The sequence below is a fragment of the Methylobacterium sp. AC690 genome, assembly GCF_979256535.1.
This window is the reverse complement of record NZ_CEEDOX010000006.1, coordinates 119,112-134,312: the sequence shown is the minus strand read 5'-3', so window position 1 is coordinate 134,312 and position 15,201 is coordinate 119,112. Positions and strand designations below refer to the sequence as shown.

General features: G+C 69.8%; 14 protein-coding genes. 11 read left to right on the top strand and 3 right to left on the bottom strand.

Annotated elements, in window-relative coordinates:
- Nucleotides 1-53 precede the first annotated feature (53 nt).
- The 7 genes from AC0IY1_RS09075 to AC0IY1_RS09045 all read left to right on the top strand — a co-directional run bounded on the left by AC0IY1_RS09075 (nucleotide 54) and on the right by AC0IY1_RS09045 (nucleotide 6,824).
- Nucleotides 54-1,496 (top strand): pyruvate dehydrogenase complex E1 component subunit beta, encoded by a 1,443-nt coding sequence (locus AC0IY1_RS09075; protein WP_471769035.1) that lies wholly within the window; start codon nucleotides 54-56, stop codon nucleotides 1,494-1,496.
- 59 nt (nucleotides 1,497-1,555) lie between these two features.
- Nucleotides 1,556-1,837, top strand: coding sequence for a DUF5076 domain-containing protein (locus tag AC0IY1_RS09070; protein WP_055953798.1), 282 nt, complete (start codon nucleotides 1,556-1,558; stop codon nucleotides 1,835-1,837).
- A 46-nt stretch (nucleotides 1,838-1,883) separates the two neighbouring features.
- Nucleotides 1,884-3,320, top strand: coding sequence for a pyruvate dehydrogenase complex dihydrolipoamide acetyltransferase (locus AC0IY1_RS09065; protein ID WP_471769033.1), 1,437 nt, complete (start codon nucleotides 1,884-1,886; stop codon nucleotides 3,318-3,320).
- Nucleotides 3,321-3,406: 86 nt separating this feature from the next.
- A complete protein-coding gene (gene lpdA / locus AC0IY1_RS09060) occupies nucleotides 3,407-4,846 on the top strand; it encodes a dihydrolipoyl dehydrogenase (protein ID WP_471769031.1) in 1,440 nt (479 codons plus the stop codon).
- 137 nt (nucleotides 4,847-4,983) lie between these two features.
- Nucleotides 4,984-5,268, top strand: a complete 285-nt coding sequence (locus AC0IY1_RS09055; RefSeq protein ID WP_471769029.1) for a GlsB/YeaQ/YmgE family stress response membrane protein — start codon at nucleotides 4,984-4,986, stop codon at nucleotides 5,266-5,268.
- 130 nt (nucleotides 5,269-5,398) lie between these two features.
- Nucleotides 5,399-6,361, top strand: coding sequence for a lipoyl synthase (lipA, locus tag AC0IY1_RS09050; RefSeq protein WP_055953027.1), 963 nt, complete (start codon nucleotides 5,399-5,401; stop codon nucleotides 6,359-6,361).
- A 7-nt stretch (nucleotides 6,362-6,368) separates the two neighbouring features.
- Nucleotides 6,369-6,824: a type II toxin-antitoxin system RatA family toxin gene (locus AC0IY1_RS09045; RefSeq protein ID WP_471769027.1), complete on the top strand. Its 456-nt coding sequence runs from the start codon at nucleotides 6,369-6,371 to the stop codon at nucleotides 6,822-6,824.
- A gap of 19 nt (nucleotides 6,825-6,843) precedes the next feature.
- Here AC0IY1_RS09045 and AC0IY1_RS09040 read toward each other — a convergent pair whose 3' ends face one another.
- The 3 genes from AC0IY1_RS09040 to AC0IY1_RS09030 all read right to left on the bottom strand — a co-directional run bounded on the left by AC0IY1_RS09040 (nucleotide 6,844) and on the right by AC0IY1_RS09030 (nucleotide 10,688).
- Nucleotides 6,844-8,631: an ABC transporter ATP-binding protein gene (locus AC0IY1_RS09040; RefSeq protein WP_471769025.1), complete on the bottom strand. Its 1,788-nt coding sequence runs from the start codon at nucleotides 8,629-8,631 to the stop codon at nucleotides 6,844-6,846.
- Between the two features lie 261 nt (nucleotides 8,632-8,892).
- The gene (locus AC0IY1_RS09035; RefSeq protein WP_471769023.1) at nucleotides 8,893-9,396 is read right to left on the bottom strand and encodes a CinA family protein; all 504 of its coding nucleotides are present in this window, start codon (nucleotides 9,394-9,396) and stop codon (nucleotides 8,893-8,895) included.
- A complete protein-coding gene (locus AC0IY1_RS09030; protein WP_471769021.1) occupies nucleotides 9,393-10,688 on the bottom strand; it encodes a bifunctional 2-C-methyl-D-erythritol 4-phosphate cytidylyltransferase/2-C-methyl-D-erythritol 2,4-cyclodiphosphate synthase in 1,296 nt (431 codons plus the stop codon). The genes AC0IY1_RS09035 and AC0IY1_RS09030 overlap by 4 nt, the downstream gene beginning before the upstream one ends.
- Before the next feature lie 182 nt (nucleotides 10,689-10,870).
- On the opposite strand from AC0IY1_RS09030, the gene dusB reads away from it, so the two are divergent.
- The 4 genes from dusB to AC0IY1_RS09010 are packed head-to-tail and all read left to right on the top strand — an operon-like array spanning nucleotide 10,871 to nucleotide 15,197.
- Nucleotides 10,871-11,935 (top strand): tRNA dihydrouridine synthase DusB, encoded by a 1,065-nt coding sequence (dusB, locus tag AC0IY1_RS09025; RefSeq protein WP_471769019.1) that lies wholly within the window; start codon nucleotides 10,871-10,873, stop codon nucleotides 11,933-11,935.
- Nucleotides 11,932-13,086, top strand: coding sequence for a two-component system sensor histidine kinase NtrB (locus tag AC0IY1_RS09020; RefSeq protein WP_245436047.1), 1,155 nt, complete (start codon nucleotides 11,932-11,934; stop codon nucleotides 13,084-13,086). Before dusB ends, AC0IY1_RS09020 begins: the two co-directional genes overlap by 4 nt.
- A 9-nt stretch (nucleotides 13,087-13,095) precedes the next feature.
- A complete protein-coding gene (ntrC, locus tag AC0IY1_RS09015; RefSeq protein ID WP_471769017.1) occupies nucleotides 13,096-14,559 on the top strand; it encodes a nitrogen regulation protein NR(I) in 1,464 nt (487 codons plus the stop codon).
- A 26-nt stretch (nucleotides 14,560-14,585) separates the two neighbouring features.
- Nucleotides 14,586-15,197 (top strand): DUF6886 family protein, encoded by a 612-nt coding sequence (locus tag AC0IY1_RS09010; RefSeq protein ID WP_471769015.1) that lies wholly within the window; start codon nucleotides 14,586-14,588, stop codon nucleotides 15,195-15,197.
- The last annotated feature ends 4 nt before the right edge of the window (nucleotides 15,198-15,201 follow it).

Here is a 15,201-nt window from a genome sequence, read left to right as displayed (position 1 = left end):
GCGTCCCTGCCTTCGAAGGGCTGACCGCCTCATCCTCGATCGACGAGTATTTCATGGCGACCGACATCCTGATGCCCGCCCTCTCCCCCACCATGGAAGAGGGCAAGCTCTCGAAGTGGCTGAAGAAGGCGGGTGATCCGGTCAAATCCGGCGACGTGCTGGCCGAGATCGAGACCGACAAGGCGACCATGGAGGTCGAGGCCATCGATGAGGGCGTGCTCGCCAAGATCCTCGTCGAGGAGGGCACCGAGGGCGTGAAGGTCAACACGCCGATCGCCATCATCGCCGCCGAGGGTGAGGACGTTTCGGCCGCCGCCGCAGGTGGCGGCGCTTCGAAGCCCGAGGCTTCCGCTCAGCCCGCTCCGGCGCCCGACATGCAGGCCGAAGGCCAGGCCGACACGCCGGCCCCCAGCGCCAAGACCGGCGACGACGCGCCGAAGGCCCCGGCTGCCCCCGCGACCATCACCAACAAGGCGCCCGCGCCCGTGATGGAGGAATTCCCCGAGGGCACCGAGATGGTCTCCACGACAGTCCGGGAAGCCCTGCGCGACGCCATGGCCGAGGAGATGCGCAAGGACGACGCCGTCTTCGTGATGGGTGAGGAGGTCGCCGAATACCAGGGCGCCTACAAGATCACGCAAGGGCTGCTGCAGGAGTTCGGCGCCCGCCGGGTGGTCGACACCCCGATCACCGAGCACGGCTTCGCCGGCATCGGCGTCGGCGCCGCCTTCACGGGCCTGCGCCCCATCGTCGAGTTCATGACCTTCAACTTCGCCATGCAGGCGATCGACCACATCATCAACTCGGCGGCCAAGACCCTCTACATGTCCGGCGGTCAGCTCGGCTGCCCGATCGTGTTCCGCGGTCCCAACGGCGCGGCCGCCCGCGTCGGTGCCCAGCACAGCCACGACTATTCGGCCTGGTACTCCAACGTGCCCGGCCTGAAGGTCATCGCGCCCTACACCGCATCGGATGCCAAGGGCCTGCTCAAGGCGGCCATCCGCGACCCCAACCCGATCATCTTCCTCGAGAACGAGATCCTCTACGGCCAGACCTTCCCGGTGCCGAAGCTCGACGACTTCGTGCTGCCCATCGGCAAGGCACGGATCCACCGCCCCGGCACCGACGTGACCATCGTATCGTTCTCCATCGGCATGACCTACGCCTTGAAGGCAGCGCAGGCGCTGGCGGAGGAGGGCATCGAGGCCGAGGTGATCGATCTCCGGACTTTGCGCCCGATGGACACCGCCACGGTGGTGGAATCGGTGAAGAAGACCGGCCGTTGCGTCGCCGTGGAGGAAGGCTTCCCGCAATCGGGCATCGGCGCCGAGATCTCGGCCCGCCTGATGGTCGATGCCTTCGACTACCTCGACGCCCCCGTCCTGCGCGTCACTGGGAAGGACGTGCCGATGCCCTACGCCGCCAATCTCGAGAAGCTGGCGCTTCCCAACGTCGCCGAGGTGATCGAGGCCGTGAAGGCGGTCTGCTACCGCTGAGGGCCGCGCGCGTTCACCTCCCACTCTTCCCGGCCCGGGGAGAGATCGGAGACGAGATGATGACCGACAAATTCGAAGAACTGTCCGCCCCACCGGATGCCATCGAGAACGGTGGCATCGAGGTCCTTCGCGCCAGCGTCGTCGACGGGGCCGTGAGCATCGCCCTGCGGCGCTCCTTCGACGACGCGGCCACCTGGGGCCGCCTCCTCGCCGACCTCGCCCGCCAGGCGGCGCGGGTCTACGCGCTGGAGACCGAGATGTCGGAGGAAGACGCCTTCGCGCGCATTCGCGCCGGCTTCGAAGCCGAGAGCCTCGACCCCGACGCGCCGATTCTGAACTGACCGCCGCTCCCCCGATACCGCCCGCTGACGATCAGGATTTTTCCCCATGCCGATCAACGTCCTGATGCCCGCCCTGTCGCCCACGATGGAGAAGGGCAACCTCGCCAAGTGGCTGAAGAAGGAGGGGGACGCGGTGAAATCCGGCGACGTGCTCGCCGAGATCGAGACCGACAAGGCGACCATGGAGGTTGAGGCCATCGACGAGGGCGTGCTCGCCAAGATCCTCGTGGCCGAGGGCACCGCCGACGTGCCGGTGAACGACCTTATCGCCATCATCGCGGCGGACGGCGAGGACCCGGCCAGCGTCCAGGCCCCCGGCGGCGGTGCGGCGCCGAAGGCGGAAGCGCCTCAGGCCGAGGCCAAGCCCGCGGCACCCGCCGAGAATGCCACGCCCGGCGGCGGAACGATGTCCTACGCCCGCGTCAACGAGGCTCCCGACGGTGCGACGCCCGCGGGAGGCACGCGTGCGAGCGCGAGCACCGGCGCCGCGCCCTCGGCCGAGGGCGGACGCGTCTTCGCCTCGCCGCTGGCCCGCCGCATCGCCAAGCAGGAGGGCGTCGATCTCGCGGCGGTGACGGGCTCCGGTCCCCGCGGCCGGGTGATCGAGCGCGATGTCCGCGCGGCGCTGGCAGACGGCACCGGCAAGGCTGCCTCAGCCCCTGCGGCGAGGCCCGCCGAGGCCCCGCAGGCGGCGCCTGTCCAGGCCGCACCGACCCCCGCCAAGGCGGCGGCACCCGCCGGCCTCACCGCGGACCAGGTGCGCGGCTTCTATCCGAAGGGTACCTTCGAGGAGGTGCCCCTCGACGGCATGCGCAAGACCATCGCCAAGCGCCTGACCGAGGCGATGCAGGTGGCACCGCACTTCTACCTCACGGTGGATTGCGAACTTGACGCGCTGATGGCCCTGCGCGAGCAGCTCAACAAGAGCGCGGGCACAACCAAGGACGGCAAGCCGCTGTTCAAGCTCTCGGTGAACGACTTCGTCATCAAGGCGATGGGCCTCGCCCTGATGCGGGTGCCGACGGCCAATGCCGTCTGGGCCGAGGATCGGATCCTGCGCTTCGACAACGCCGAGGTCGGCGTGGCGGTGGCCATCGACGGTGGCCTGTACACGCCCGTGATCCGCCGGGCCGACCAGAAGACGCTCTCCACCATCTCCAACGAGATGAAGGACTTCGCCGCGCGGGCGCGGGCCAAGAAGTTGAAGCCCGAGGAATACCAGGGCGGCGTCACGTCGGTCTCGAACCTCGGCATGTTCGGCATCAAGCACTTCACGGCGGTGATCAACCCGCCCCAATCCTCGATCCTCGCCGTGGGCGCCGGCGAGAAGCGCATCGTGGTGCGCGACGGCGCTCCGGCCGTCGCCCAGGTGATGACCACCACCCTGTCCTGCGACCACCGCGTCCTCGACGGGGCGCTGGGCGCCGAGCTGATCTCGGCCTTCAAGGCGCTGATCGAGAACCCCATGGGGATGCTGGTCTGACCGGAGCGCGTTGACCCGTTCCCGAGCCCGGCAAGTCCCCACACCCGGCCCCTCCCCAGATCCGGGAGGGCAGCAGGAGCCCTCACATGGCCGACACCTATGACATCCTCATCATCGGCGCCGGCCCCGGCGGCTATGTGGCGGCGATCCGGGCGGCGCAGCTCGGCTTCAAGACCGCCGTGGTGGACCGCGAACATCTCGGTGGCATCTGCCTGAACTGGGGCTGCATCCCCACCAAGGCGCTGCTGCGCTCGGCCGAGATCTACCACTACATGCAGCACGCCTCCGATTACGGCCTGTCGGCCGAGAAGGTCGGCTTCGACACGGCCGCCATCGTCAAGCGCTCGCGCGGGGTCTCGACCCGGCTGAACGGCGGCGTCGGCATGCTGCTGAAGAAGAACAAGGTCGACGTGATCTGGGGCGAGGCGACCATCACGGCGGCCGCCAAGGGCAACCAGCCGGGCGAGGTGACCGTGAAGGAGACCGCTCGCGCGCCGGCCCCGAAGGGTGCCCTGGCGGCGGGATCCTACTCCGCCAAGCACATCATCGTCGCCACCGGCGCACGGCCCCGTGCGATTCCGGGCATCGAGCCCGACAAGAAGCAGATCTGGACCTACTACGAGGCCATGGTGCCGGAGACGATGCCCAAGAGCCTCCTCGTCATGGGCTCGGGCGCCATCGGGATCGAGTTCGCCTCGTTCTACCGCACCATGGGCGCCGAGGTCACGGTGATCGAGCTCCTGCCGCAGATCCTGCCCGTGGAGGATGCCGAGATCGCCGGCCTCGCCCGCAAGCGCTTCGAGAAACAGGGCATCAAGATCCTCACCGGCGCCAAGGTGACGAAGGTGGAGAAATCGACCGACGCGGTCACGGCGACGATCGAGACGGGGGACGGCAAGACCCAGCAGCTGACGGCGGAGAAGCTGATCTCCGCGGTGGGCGTCGTCGGCAACATCGAGGGCATCGGCCTCGACAAGCTCGGCGTCACCATCGAACGCGGCATCGTGGTCACCGACGGCCTCGGCCGCACCAACGTGCCGGGCGTCTACGCCATCGGGGACGTCGCCGGCCCGCCCATGCTCGCCCACAAGGCCGAGCACGAGGGCGTGCTCTGCGTGGAGACGATCAAGGGCCTGCACACCCACGCCATGGACAAGGCCAAGATCCCCGGCTGTACCTACTGCCAGCCGCAGATCGCCTCCGTGGGCCTCACCGAGGCCAAGGCCAAGGAACTGGGCTTTGCCGTGAAGGTCGGCCGCTTCCCCTTCGCGGGCAACGGCAAGGCCATCGCCCTCGGCGAGCCGGACGGCCTCGTGAAGACCGTCTTCGACGCCAAGACGGGCCAGCTCCTCGGCGCCCACATGGTCGGCGCCGAAGTCACCGAGCTGATCCAGGGCTACGTCGTCGCCATGAACCTGGAGACCACCGAGGAAGACCTGATGCACACGGTCTTCCCGCACCCGACGCTCAGCGAGATGATGCACGAGAGCGTGCTGGATGCGTATGGGAAGGTGATCCACACCTGATCCGGCGCCGCAGCCCGGGCGGCAAGGCGGCGATGTCGCTGACAGCCGAACGCCCGGCTTGAAAGCCGCTTGCCGGAAGGGCACCTGAGCGCCCGTCGACGGGAACGGTTGGCGTGGCGCGGGGAGGAGGACCGACGATGGACGGACACGTGTACGGCGCCCTGGGGCAGCCCGGCGTCGGGTTGCTCATGGCGATCGTCATCGGGGCGCTGGCGGGATGGCTCGCCGAGCGGTTCACCGCGGCGAATATGGGTCTCATCGCCAATATCGTGATGGGCATTCTCGGGGGCCTGCTGGGCAACTACCTCGCCCACAAGTTCCACATTCCGATCTTCGGGTTCTGGCGCAACCTGATCTCGGCGACGCTCGGCGCCATCCTCATCATCACGATCTACCGGGCGGCGGCCGGACGCCGGTATTGAGCCGGCGGCGCTGCTGACGAACGACGGCCCCTGTCGCGCCGTTCCGCCGCGGCGGGTTTGCGGTCGGAGGCGTCACACCTTAAGTCCGGGACACGCGCCGGCGTCTCGCGGGCGAATCCCGTGGATTGTCATGGCCGTCGTCCTCGACCTCCTTCGCAACGATCAGCGCCCGCGCCACCCCGAGAAGGCGCACCGGCCCGATAAGCCGATCCAGCGCAAGCCGGACTGGATCCGCGTGAAGGCACCCGGTTCCAAGGGCTGGGAGGACACCCGCAAGATCGTCCACGAGCACGGCCTCGTCACGGTCTGCGAGGAAGCCGGCTGCCCGAACATCGGTGAGTGCTGGGAGAAGAAGCACGCCACCTTCATGATCATGGGCGACACCTGCACGCGGGCCTGCGCCTTCTGCAACGTGCGCACCGGCCTGCCGGAGGGCCTCGACGCGGGCGAACCCGACAAGGTTGCGGATTCCGTCGCCAAGCTCGGCCTCCACCACGTCGTCATCACCTCGGTCGACCGCGACGATCTCGCAGACGGCGGCGCCGAGCACTTCGCCCGCACCATCCGGGCGATCCGCGCGCGCAGCCCCGCCACCACCATCGAGGTGCTGACCCCGGACTTCCTGCGGAAAGCCGGGGCCCTCGAAGTCGTGGTCGCGGCCCGGCCCGACGTATTCAACCACAACATGGAAACCGTGCCGGGCAACTACCTCACAGTCCGCCCCGGCGCGCGCTACTTCCACTCGGTGCGCCTGCTGCAGCGGGTGAAGGAGCTCGACCCGACCATCTTCACCAAATCCGGCATCATGGTCGGCCTCGGCGAGGAGCGGAACGAAGTGGTCCAGCTCATGGACGACCTGCGCTCGGCCGATGTCGACTTCCTCACCATCGGCCAGTACCTCCAGCCCACCAAGAAGCACCACGAGGTGGTGCGCTTCGTGCCGCCGGACGAATTCAAGGGTCTGGAGACCACCGCCTACACCAAGGGCTTCCTCCTCGTCTCGGCGACGCCCCTGACCCGCTCCTCCCATCACGCCGGAGAGGATTTCGCAAAGCTGAAGGCGGCCCGTCTCGCCCGCATCGCCAACGCCTAGAGTCTCGATGCCCTCATTCCGGATCAACCGCGCGGTGCGGCACTCACCGCGTCAGATGTACGACCTCGTCGCCGACGTGGAGCGCTACCCGGACTTCCTGCCCCTCTGCGAATCCTTGCGAGTCCTCCGGCGTCAGCCGGGAGCGGACGGCACGGAGGTGCTCGTGGCCGAGATGGGGGTCGGCTACAAGGCGATCCGTGAGCGCTTCACCACGAGCGTCACCCTGGATCCCGAGAACCGGCGCATCGTCGCCGAGTACATCGACGGCCCGTTCCGCCACCTCGAGAACCGCTGGGTCTTCAAGGAGGCCGAGGGCGGTGGCTGCACGGTCGACTTCTTCATCACCTACGAGTTCAAGAGCCGGACGCTCGGGATGCTCATGGGCACGATGTTCGACCGCGCCTTCCGCAAGTTCACCGACGCCTTCGAGGCACGGGCGAACCGGGTCTACGGCGCGGCCTGATCCGCGCCGAGATCCACGATCACGCCGCCACCACACCACCGGCCTGACGCTCAAACAAGGCACGATAGCGTCCCTCCGGGCGAACCAGCAGATCGTCGTGGGTGCCGTCCTCGACGATGCGGCCGCCGTCGAAGACGAGGATGCGGTCGAGAGACCGCACGGTGGAGAGCCGGTGCGCGATCACGATGGCCGTGCGCCCGCGCATCAGCCGCTCCATCGCCTCCTGGATCAGCGCCTCCGATTCCGAGTCGAGGCTGGACGTGGCCTCGTCGAGGATGAGGATCGGCGCGTCGGCCAGGAAGGCGCGGGCCAGCGCCACGCGCTGGCGTTCGCCGCCCGAGAGCTTGACGCCGCGCTCGCCCACCAGGGTGGCGTAGCCCTGGGGCAAGCGGGCGATGAAGTCGTGCGCATTGGCGAGGCGCGCCGCGCGGGCGATCTCATCCGCGGAGGCCCCCGGTCGCGCATAGGCGATGTTCTCCGCCAGGGACCGGTGGAACAGGACCGGCTCCTGCGGCACGATGGCGATGTGCGCGCGCAGGGACGCCTGCGTCACACCGGCAACGTTCTGCCCGTCGATGCAGACGCGGCCGCCGGTGACATCGTAGAGGCGCTGCACCAGCTTGACGAAGGTCGTCTTCCCGGAGCCCGAGCGGCCGACGAGGCCGACCCGCTGCCCGGCGGGGATCTGCAGGGAGAGGTCGCGGTAGAGCGGCGTCGCGTGCCCCGCATAGTGGAAGGTGACGCGGTCGAAGCGCAGGTCGCCGCGCTGTGCGACCAGCGCCGCGGCATCTGGCCGGTCCGCCACGCCGTAGGGTTCGACCTCGAGGGCGACGAGTTCCTCCATCTCGTTCACGCCCCGCTGCACCTGGTTGATGTGACCGCCGATGTCCCGCAGGTAGCCGTGCACCACGAAGTAGGTGGTCAGCACGTAGGCCACGTCGCCGGGGGTCGCCGCCCCCGTCCACCACAGCCACAGGGCCGTGCCGACGATCGCCGTGCGCAGCAGGAGCAGCAGCGCGAACTGCGCCGTGATGCTCCAGGTGATCCGCATCCAGGTGCGGTGCGTCCGTCGGTTCCACTTGCCGAGGAGCCGCGCGAGACGCGCATCCTCGCGGGCCTCGGCACCGAAGGCTTTCACCACCGCGTTGGCCCCGACGGCATCGCTCAGGGCGCCGCCGAGCCGGGAATCCCACACGTTCGAGAGCTGGGCCGCCGGCGCGATGATCCGCGTGGCCAGGGTCACGACGAGACCGAGATAAACCAGCGAGCCGAGGCCGATCACCAGACCCATCACGGGCCATTGCAGGCCGAGCAGCAGCATGGTGCCGACGAGCACCACGAAAGCCGGCAGCAGTTCCAGCAACAGCGTGTCGTTCAGCCCCTCGAGGGCCCACATCCCCCGAGAGACTTTGCGCACGGTGGAGCCCGAGAAGCTGTTGGCGTGCCAGTCGGTGGAGAGGCGCTGGACCCGGTGGAAACCGGCCTGCGCCACGGCCTGCATGGTCGAGAGGGTCAGCGGCACCACCAGTGACCAGGCCACGTGGCGTAGCCCCAGGGTGACGAGCCCCAGGCCGCCCATCGCCGCGAAAGCGACGAGGGCATCCCAGCGGGCCGCAGCGCGGTCGACGGCCGAGAGCGCATCGACCAGCCGGCCGGCGAACAGGGGCAGGAACACGTCGGCCAGAGTCGAGCCGACGATCGCCGCGACGACGCCGCCGAGGAGGGGGAGTCGGCTGCGCCATTGGCGGACGAGGAACGCGAGGACGGCCCGATAGGCCTCCGCGCCTTTCAGGCGATCGAGGATCATGGACGCGATCACGGCGCGGGACGTGCGCCGACTCCGTGGACGGCACGGGCGCCACAGCGACCGGCCGGAGAAGGAAGAGGACGAGACGGGGACGCGATGGCGCGCTCAGGCGCGCGGCGTCGTCAGACCGGCAGGCGCACGCGGCGCGGGCGGGCCGGGGCGGCGAACGATACCGAGATCATGCAGCCTCCCCATGGGTTCACGGTCGAACGCGGCGCGAATGCCCCGCGAGCCGTACCCTCTCAGGCGAGCGTGTCGGTTTCAAGACGTCGGTGCGAGGGCCGATTCGAGGAGGCCCATCGCATCGCCCACCGCCTGACGGCGGATCTCGGTGCGGCCGAGATCGCCGTAGCGCCGCTCCAGGTGGCGCACGGCGCCGCCCGCGGCCGCGAGGCCGAAATGCACGAGGCCGACCGGTTTGTCGGCGCTGCCGCCACCGGGTCCGGCGATGCCGGTGATCGCGACGGCGACGCTGGTGCGGGCCCGCGCGAGGGCGCCCTCGGCCATGGCCCGGGCCACCGGCGCACTCACTGCGCCGTAGGCGGCGATGAGGTCGGCCGGTACGCCGATGCTCTCGGACTTCGCCGCGTTCGAGTAGGTGACGAAGCCGCCCTCCACCACGGCCGAGGAGCCCGGGATCGCGGTGAGCAGCCCGGCGACGAGGCCGCCGGTGCAGGATTCGGCCGTGGCGACCGTCAGCCCCGCCGCTGCGTAGGCGGCGACGAGCGCCTCCGCCCGGGCCAGCAGGGCGGGATCGTCGATCACGAGCGGCGCTCGGCCGTCTCGTCGGCAGCGTCGAGTTCGGCCGTCACCTCGGGCAGCCGCACGGTGGCGGCGGCCTGCGCGGCGAGGCCCTCGGCGCGACCGACGAAGCCGAGCTTCTCGGTGGTGGTCGCCTTGATCGAGACGGAACTCAGCGGCACACCCGCGATCTCGGCGATGCGGGCGCGGATGGCCTCGCGATGGGCGCCGATGCGGGGGGCCTCGGCCAGGACGGTGATATCCAGGTGGTCGATCTTTCCGCCGCGCGCCCGCACCAGGTCCACCGCATGGGCGAGGAAGCGGTCGGACGCGGCGCCGCGCCACTGCTCGTCGCTCGGCGGGAAGTGGGTGCCGATGTCGCCGTCCGCGATCGCGCCCAGGAGCGCATCGGTGAGGGCGTGGAGGGCGACGTCGCCGTCCGAGTGCGCGAGGACGCCACGGTCGGCGGGGATCTTCACGCCGCCGAGCCAGACATGGTCGCCGTCCGTGAAGGCGTGGACATCGAAGCCGGTGCCGAGGCGGGTGACGTAGGTGGTCATGGGATGAGCCTCGTTCTGGGCGGTGGGGTGTTGGCCGGAGAAGCCGCGATCGGCCTCGATCAAGTCGGCCGGCTGGGTGATCTTGCGATTGCGCGGGTCGCCCTCGAAGACGACTACGGCCAGGCCGGCCCACTCGGCGAGGGCTCCGTCGTCGGTGAAGGCGTGCAGGTCGGCCTCGGCCGCGCGGCGATGGGCGTCGCGCAGGGGCCCGTAGGCGAAGGATTGCGGCGTCTGCACGGCGCGCAGGCCCTCGCGCTGCGGCGTCTCGCGGACCCGACCCGTGCCGTCGCCGAGGTCCTCCACCACCTTGATTGTGTCGGTCACCGCAATGCCCGGAACGGCGGCGCGGTGGTCGCGCCCCGCCTTGAGGGCGCGCTCGATCAGGGCCACGTCCACGTGTGGACGGGCGGCGTCGTGAACGAGAACGAGGTCCGGTGCGTCGGCGCCGTCCAGGGCCTCGAGCCCGGCACGGACCGATTGCTGGCGGGTCGCGCCGCCGGGCACGGGCTCCGCAAGCTTGCCCCGGGTGGCGGCGTCGAGGTCGTCGAGGCAGGCCCGGTAGAAGTCGGCGGCGTCCGGCGCGATCACGGGCTGGATGCGAGCGATGCCCGGATGGGCCGCAAGGGCCGCCAATGTCCGGGTCAACACGGCCTGACCGCCGACGCGGCGGTACTGCTTCGGGGTGTCGCCCCCGATGCGGATGCCGCGACCGGCGGCGACGACCACCGCTGCCGCATTCCACGCGGTGCCGGACATGCGTATGCTCCCGCGCTTCGGGGGTGTGAGATTCCGCGCATCCGCCGGTCACCGCGCGTCCGCGATGCGAAGGCCTTGGCGACCGACCGATGGGCGGTTTGTCGTTTAAGCGCGGGAGAAGCTGAAATCAAATCCGTCGAATCGCTTGCGCCTCGGGCGGTTTTGTCTATTTGTTGAGCACAATGTGCGCTGATGATTATTTGAGCTTTCTTCGTCGGACGGAGACCGATGGCGGCCCCGCGGCTCGGGGTGGCACGAGGCCTGTCCCGGTTCTTCTGGCGCCGCTGTCCGGCGTCACCGATCTGCATGTCCGACGCATCGCGCGACGCCTGGGGGCGAGCGCGGTCGTCTCCGAGATGGTGGCCGCCGCCGAACTGGCCCGCGGCGACCAGGAAGCTCAGCTGCGCGCCGAGGGCAGCGGCGTCGATCCGCACATCGTTCAGCTCGCCGGCTGTGCGCCGGAGCCGATGGCGGAAGCCGCGCGCATCGCCGAGGCGAACGGGGCGGACGTGATCGACATCAACATGGGCTGCCCGGCCAAGGTCGTGACCGGCGTCGCCTCGGGCTCGGCGCTGATGCGCGACATCGAGGGGGCGACCCGCATCCTCGCCGCGGTGCGAGGAGCGGTGCAGATCCCCGTCACGGTGAAGATGCGCCTCGGCTGGGACCATGCCAACCTCAACGCCCCGGACCTGGCGCGTCGGGCCGAAGGGCTCGGGCTGAACGCCGTGACGGTGCATGGCCGGACCCGGCAGCAATTTTACAAGGACCAAGCCGATTGGGGCGCGATCCGTGCCGTCGTCGAGGCGGTCGCGATCCCCGTCATCGCGAACGGCGACATCACCACCCTGGCCCAGGCGCAAACCTGCCTCGCGCGCTCCGGGGCCGCCGGCCTGATGGTCGGGCGGGCGGCGGTGGGTCGGCCCTGGCTCGTCGGCGCCCTCGCGGCCGGTCTCGCGGGCCGAGCCGTCCCCGTGCTGTCGGGAGCCGAGAAGGCCGCCCTGGCGGTGGAACATTACCAGGGGCTCCTCGCCCTCTACGGCCTGCGCATGGGCGTGCGCCACGCCCGCAAGCACCTGGCAGCCTATGCGGAGGCCGGCGGCGGCCTCTCGGCCGAGGACCGGATGCGTCTCCTCACCACCACGGACCCGGCGATCGCCACCACGCTCCTGGCCCAGGCCTTCGGCGAAAACATCGGCGAGAACATCGGCGAGACGCTGCCGCACGCCATCGGGGAGGCCGCATGAGCTCGGACAAGCCGATATCGGGCCGCAGCAGCGCACCGCGACCCGACGCCATTCCGACCAACGAGGCGGTGATCAACGCCCTGCCGCTGCCGGTCCTGACGGTTGGGGCGGACGACCACATCCTCCACGTCAACCATGCTGGCGAGACCTTCTTCGACCATTCCGCCCGACTGATGCAGCGGCGGCGTCTCTCGGACATCATCCCCTTCGCCTCGCCGATCATCGCCTTGGTGGCGGAGGTGCGGCGCCGCCGCGCGAGCGTCAGCGAGTACGGAGTGGAGCTGGTGCAGCCGCGCTCGGGCCTGGAGCGCAGCGTCGACGTCTTCGCGACGCCGCTGGGCGACGACGAGGAGGCCGTGGTCCTGATGCTCCAGGAACGCACCATCGCCGACAAGATGAACCGCCAGCTGACGCACCGGGGCGCCGCCCGCTCCATGGTGGCGCTGGGCGCCATGCTGGCCCACGAGATCAAGAACCCCCTCGCGGGCATCCGCGGCGCGGCCCAGCTTCTCGAGCAGTCGGGCAATGAGGACGACCGTCTCCTGACCCGGCTGATCTGCGATGAATCCGACCGGATCGTGCGCATCGTCGAGCGCATGGAGCTGTTCGGCGACGAGCGCCCGGTGGAGCGCGGCTCGGTCAACGTGCATGGTGTGCTCGACCAGGTGAAGCGCTCGGCGCAGTCGGGGTTCGCCCGCCACATCCGCTTCGTCGAGACCTACGATCCTTCCCTGCCGCCCGTGCTGGGCAACCGCGATCAGCTCGTGCAGGTGATCCTGAACCTCGTGAAGAACGCCTCCGAGGCCATCGGAGCCGACGCGGTCGACGGGGAAATCACGCTGTCGACGGCCTTCCGCACCGGCCTGCGCCTGCAGGTCCCCGGCTCGCGTGAGCGCGTCAGCCTGCCGATCGAGGTGGCGGTACGGGACAACGGCCCCGGCGTCTCGGCAGACCTGCTGCCCGACCTGTTCGATCCCTTCGTCACCACGAAGGCGCAGGGCTCCGGCCTCGGACTTGCATTGGTCGCCAAGATCATCGGCGACCATGGTGGAATCGTCGAGTGCGATCCGGTCCCCCGCCGAACCACCTTCCGCCTTCTTCTCCCCATGTCGAGCGCCCGCGACGGGCGCGAATCGTCCGCGGAACTGTAGAGTCGCGTCATGCCCAACGGACACATCATCGTCGCGGATGACGACGCCGCCATCCGCACCGTCCTCAACCAGGCGCTGTCGCGGGCTGGGTACGAGGTCCGCTCGACCGGCAACTGCGCCACCCTCTGGCGCTGGGTCGCCGAGGGCGCGGGGGACCTCGTCATCACCGACGTGGTGATGCCCGACGAGAACGTCTTCGACCTGCTGCCGCGCATCAAGCGCGTGCGGCCGGAGCTGCCGATCATCGTCATGAGTGCGCAGAACACCTTCATGACGGCGATCCGCGCTTCCGAGCGCGGGGCCTACGAGTACCTGCCCAAGCCCTTCGACCTGAAGGAGCTGATCGCCATCGTCGGGCGCGCCCTGTCCCGCCCACGCGGCACCGCGCCCACCGGGACGGACCCGGGCAACGAGGACATCCCCCTGGTCGGACGCTCGCCGGCCATGCAGGAGATCTATCGGGCCCTGGCCCGGCTGATGCCGACCGATCTCACCGTAATGATCACCGGCGAGTCCGGCACCGGCAAGGAGCTGGTCGCCCGGGCCCTGCACGATTACGGCCGGCGCCGGACCGGCCCGTTCGTGCCCGTGAACATGGCCGCCATCCCGCGCGACCTCATCGAATCCGAGCTGTTCGGCCACGAGAAGGGGGCGTTTACAGGGGCACTGTCGCGCTCGGCCGGCCGGTTCGAGCAGGCCGAGGGCGGCACGCTGTTCCTCGACGAGATCGGCGACATGCCGATGGAGGCGCAGACCCGCCTCCTGCGCGTGCTGCAGCAGGGCGAGTACACCACCGTCGGCGGCCGGGTCCCGATCAAGACCAATGTCCGCATCATCGCGGCGACGAACAAGGACCTGCGGGTCTCGATCCAGCAGGGTATCTTCCGCGAGGACCTGTTCTTCCGCCTGAACGTGGTACCCCTGCGCCTGCCCGCCCTGCGCGAGCGCTCCGAGGACGTGCCCGACCTCATCCGCCACTTCTTCATCCTGGTGGAGCGCGAGGGCCTGAGCCGCAAGCAGCTCGACGGCGAGGCGATGGAGCGATTGAAGCGCTATCGCTGGCCCGGCAATGTCCGCGAGTTGGAGAACCTCGTCCGGCGGCTTGCCGCGCTCTACCCGCAGGAGACGATCACCGGACCGGTCATCGAGGCCGAACTCGACACCCTGCCATTGGCGCAGAACCAGCCGTCCGGCGCTCCCGGCGCCCGCAAGGCGGGCGGCGAGGCCGAGACCCTGTCGGGAGCGGTGGAGCGCCACCTCGCCGAGTATTTCGGTGGGTATCGCGATACGCTGCCTCCGCCGGGCCTGTATCACCGGATCCTGCGCGAGATCGAAGGGCCACTGATCGGCGCGGCCCTCGCCGCCACGCGCGGCAACCAGATCCGGGCGGCGGAGCTGCTGGGCGTGAATCGCAACACCTTGCGCAAGAAGGTTCGCGACCTCGACCTGCAGGTCTTCCGCAACGCGCGGTGACCGTCGCGGGCGACGCCGAGGCGTGCGTGTCAGGGCTTTTCCACTTCAGCGAAGATCCGTCGATCCGGGTCTTCGTGCCGCGTCCCGTCCGGGTCGCCATCGATCGCGGCCCGGACCGCGTTTGGCTGAACGACCCCCTGGTCTGGGCGATCGATGCCGTCCACAGTCGGCTCTACCTCTTCCCGCGCGACTGCCCCCGGATCGTGATCTGGCCGACCGGTGAGACCTCGCCGGAGGACCGACGGACCTGGTTCGGTGATGTCACGGGCCGGGCCGTCGCCTATGTGGAGGATGCCTGGATGGACCGGATCCGATCGGGAACGCTCCACCGCTACGGCATGCCGCCGGAGACCTTCGAGGCCATCGGCGAGCCGGGAGCCTGGGTGTCGCGCTATTCCGTCGTTCCCTCAGGCCGCGACACGCTCAAGGATCTGCCCGGCGCGATGGCCGCGGAGGGTCTGGAACTCCGCGCCCTGCCGCGCCTCACCCCCCTTGCATCGGTCTGGCGATCGACGCTCCAGGCCAGCGGTCTGCGCCTGCGCAATGCGCAGGACTGGGTGACGCCGGCCGACGGCCCACCGAGGCCGTACGCGGTCTCGGATACCGAACCGGCGCCGCAACGGCAGCGCCGGCTCTGACGGG

Excerpts from the sequence above, each read along its gene's own strand:
- AC0IY1_RS09040 (WP_471769025.1), bottom strand. The coding sequence starts at position 8,631 with ATGATCCTCGATCGCCTGAAAGGCGCGGAGGCCTATCGGGCCGTCCTC.
- AC0IY1_RS09045 (WP_471769027.1), top strand. The coding sequence starts at position 6,369 with ATGCCCTCATTCCGGATCAACCGCGCGGTGCGGCACTCACCGCGTCAG.
- AC0IY1_RS09070 (WP_055953798.1), top strand. The coding sequence starts at position 1,556 with ATGACCGACAAATTCGAAGAACTGTCCGCCCCACCGGATGCCATCGAG.
- AC0IY1_RS09065 (WP_471769033.1), top strand. The coding sequence starts at position 1,884 with ATGCCGATCAACGTCCTGATGCCCGCCCTGTCGCCCACGATGGAGAAG.
- lipA (WP_055953027.1), top strand. The coding sequence starts at position 5,399 with ATGGCCGTCGTCCTCGACCTCCTTCGCAACGATCAGCGCCCGCGCCAC.
- lpdA (WP_471769031.1), top strand. The coding sequence starts at position 3,407 with ATGGCCGACACCTATGACATCCTCATCATCGGCGCCGGCCCCGGCGGC.
- AC0IY1_RS09020 (WP_245436047.1), top strand. The coding sequence starts at position 11,932 with ATGAGCTCGGACAAGCCGATATCGGGCCGCAGCAGCGCACCGCGACCC.
- AC0IY1_RS09075 (WP_471769035.1), top strand. The coding sequence starts at position 54 with ATGGCGACCGACATCCTGATGCCCGCCCTCTCCCCCACCATGGAAGAG.
- AC0IY1_RS09055 (WP_471769029.1), top strand. The coding sequence starts at position 4,984 with ATGGACGGACACGTGTACGGCGCCCTGGGGCAGCCCGGCGTCGGGTTG.
- ntrC (WP_471769017.1), top strand. The coding sequence starts at position 13,096 with ATGCCCAACGGACACATCATCGTCGCGGATGACGACGCCGCCATCCGC.
- AC0IY1_RS09030 (WP_471769021.1), bottom strand. The coding sequence starts at position 10,688 with ATGTCCGGCACCGCGTGGAATGCGGCAGCGGTGGTCGTCGCCGCCGGT.
- dusB (WP_471769019.1), top strand. The coding sequence starts at position 10,871 with ATGTGCGCTGATGATTATTTGAGCTTTCTTCGTCGGACGGAGACCGAT.